At 70.7% G+C, this 2,527-nt stretch carries 3 protein-coding genes and 1 pseudogene; 3 read left to right on the plus strand and 1 reads right to left on the minus strand.

Features of this window, described 5'->3' with window-relative positions; translation table 11 throughout:
* From AC2VNT_RS13410 to AC2VNT_RS13420, 3 genes are all read left to right on the plus strand, one after another.
* A partial coding sequence (locus AC2VNT_RS13410; RefSeq protein ID WP_486947331.1) for an aminotransferase class I/II-fold pyridoxal phosphate-dependent enzyme occupies positions 1-634 on the plus strand: 634 nt, incomplete at its 5' end.
* 61 nt (positions 635-695) lie between these two features.
* Entirely contained in the window at positions 696-1,100 is a 405-nt protein-coding gene (locus AC2VNT_RS13415; RefSeq protein ID WP_486947332.1) for a heme-binding protein, read from the plus strand.
* Positions 1,101-1,113: 13 nt separating this feature from the next.
* Entirely contained in the window at positions 1,114-2,388 is a 1,275-nt protein-coding gene (locus tag AC2VNT_RS13420) for a hypothetical protein (RefSeq protein ID WP_486947333.1), read from the plus strand.
* A 6-nt stretch (positions 2,389-2,394) separates the two neighbouring features.
* Here AC2VNT_RS13420 and AC2VNT_RS13425 read toward each other — a convergent pair.
* Positions 2,395-2,527, minus strand: a pseudogene (locus AC2VNT_RS13425) (monooxygenase); the annotation flags it as partial.

Raw genomic sequence — 2,527 nt, forward strand, 5'->3', positions numbered from 1 at the left:
GCCGCCGGCCGAGCTCGCGGCGATCGCGTCCTGGTGCGACGACGCCGATGTGCGGCTGATCAGCGACGAGGTGTACCACGGGCTGGTCTATCCGGGCGCGCCGCAGATCAGCTGCGCCTGGCAGACGTCCCGCACCGCGGTGGTGGCCAACAGCTTCTCCAAGTACTTCGCGATGACCGGCTGGCGGTTGGGCTGGCTGCTGGTGCCCTCCGAGCTGCGCCGGGCGGTGGACCGGCTGACCGGCAACTTCACCATCTGCCCGCCGGTGCTGGCGCAGTACGCCGCGGTTGCGGCGTTCACCCCGGATTCGATCGCGGAAGCCGACGGACACCTGCGCCAGTACGCGGCCAACCGGGCCCGGCTGCTGGACGGGCTACGTGGTCTCGGCGTCGAGCGGCTGGCCCCGACCGACGGCGCGTTCTACGTCTACGCCGACGTCTCGGACTTCACCGACGATTCGATGTCGTTCTGCGCGAAGCTGCTGGCCGACACCGGGGTTGCCATCGCGCCGGGAGTCGACTTCGACACCGGCGCCGGCGGCGGGTTCGTCCGGTTGTCGTTCGCCGGGCCGGCCGCCGACATCGACGCGGCGCTGACCCGGATCGGCGGGTGGCTCCCCGGCGAGCTGCGGTAGGTTTACTGCGACTCTGACATTGAATATCCGGGGGACGACCCGGATGAAGGGAACCAGCGCAATGAGCACACCCGTACCCTCGGCGCGTCGGATCGCGTTCGGCGTGCTGGCCGTCGGCGTCATCGGCGTCGCGGCGGCGTCGGCATCCGGCACCAGCTCACCGACCGCCGACGCGGCCCCGGGGAACTGCACCGCCAGCGGGCTGGCCACCACCGCCAGCGGCGTGCTCGGCCAAGCCGGCGGCTACCTGGCCGACCACCCGGCGGCCAACGACGCACTGACCGAGGCGGCCAGCCAGCCGCCGGAAGGAGCGCGGTCGGCGGTGGAGAGCTACTTCATGGCGCACCCCGGCGAGTTCCTGGAGTTGCAGGGCATCGCCCAGCCGCTGCTGAGCATGCGCGACCAGTGCGGCGACTCGCTGTCACCGCGACGGATCAGCGCGATCCTGGACACCATCGCCGGCTGACCAAACCGTCACCATGGGCCTGGTCGTCGCTGATCACGAGCGGGCCGCGCTGGCCGAAGTGACCCGGTTTCCGCTGTTCGCGGCGGTGACCGGCCGGCGATCCCGACGGTTCCCGGTCGGCGGCCGGATTCCGGCCGGTGCACTCGCGTTCGCCAGCCGCCGGCCGGTGCAGCCGCTCTCCGAGGTCGAGCGGGCGCTGCTGCTCTCCTTCGTCGCCGGCGTCACCGGATGGCACTTCGGCATCACCCACCATCCCGGGTACGCGCCCGCGCTGCCGAACTACTCCGGGACCGCGACCGGCCGGGCGTTCCCGTCGGCGGCCGGCTTCCACACCAGCCAGCTGTTCTTCACCGACGACACCGGCAGCTACCTGTTGTCCACCCGCGATCAGCCGCCGCGCGACTTCGACACCGTCGAGGAGTGGATCAGCCAGACCGCGGACCGCTACCTGTCGATCTCCGATCAGCGGCTGCAGCTGCCCCGCGAAGAGCCGTACATGGAGGGCCACAACGTCTGGATCGGCAACCACCCGGGCAGCCTGCTGGCGTTCCCGGTGGCCGACCTCGCCGAACACCTGATGGAGAACCTGTGGTTCTTCGCCGCCAACGGCTACCCGATCGCCGACGACATCACCGGCCGGAAAATACCCGGCCTGCAACGGTTTTCCGGACTGGCGCACGCCGACGACCCGATCCCATTGTCGTTCGTCGAGCAGTACACGCTGACCGAGGCCAGCGCCGAACTGTCGATCGCGGCCAACAACGGCGCGCTGGCGCTGCAGGCGATGGGCCTGGGCGGCTGGATCTTCGACGGCCTGGACCGGCTCTCGGTGCTGGGCGGCTCCGGCGATCCGCGGGCCCCGGGGCTGGGTTTCGTGGCCGACCACGACGACCGCTGGTCCTTCCCGAACGTCACCGGGCTGCCCGGCTATTTCGAGACGCTCAGCCCGCCGCACGTGCCGTCGGTGGCGGCCGGGGTGCAGCAGCTGGTCGACCGCAAGTTCGGGCCCGGCGGGCCGTTCCACCCGGAGACGCCCGGCCCGTGGTCGGACACCCCGAAGGTGCGCGGGTCGGCGCTGCCACCAGACGCGGCGCAGGAGCTGGTCACCGTCGAGGCCTCGTATATCTACGACACCTTCGGCAAACTGCCCGGCACCGTACCGACGGTGCACGTGCTGATGTATCTGCAGGCCCAACACCTCGACACCGACTTCTACGACGAGCTCTTCGGTCCCGGCGCCTACCTGCCGACCCATGCCGGGCACCAGGCCCGCTGGCACGGCTGCTGATTACCGCTACAGCCAGGTGTCCTCGGTGGTGGCGGTCAAGAACGCCTCCAGGTCGTCGCGCCACTGCGCCGGGGTGGTCTTGTCCGGCTCGATGCCGGTGTAGTCACCCCGGTAGAACAGCAGCGGCCGCGGCTTGATC

Source organism: Mycobacterium sp. TH-M15, assembly GCF_057473705.1.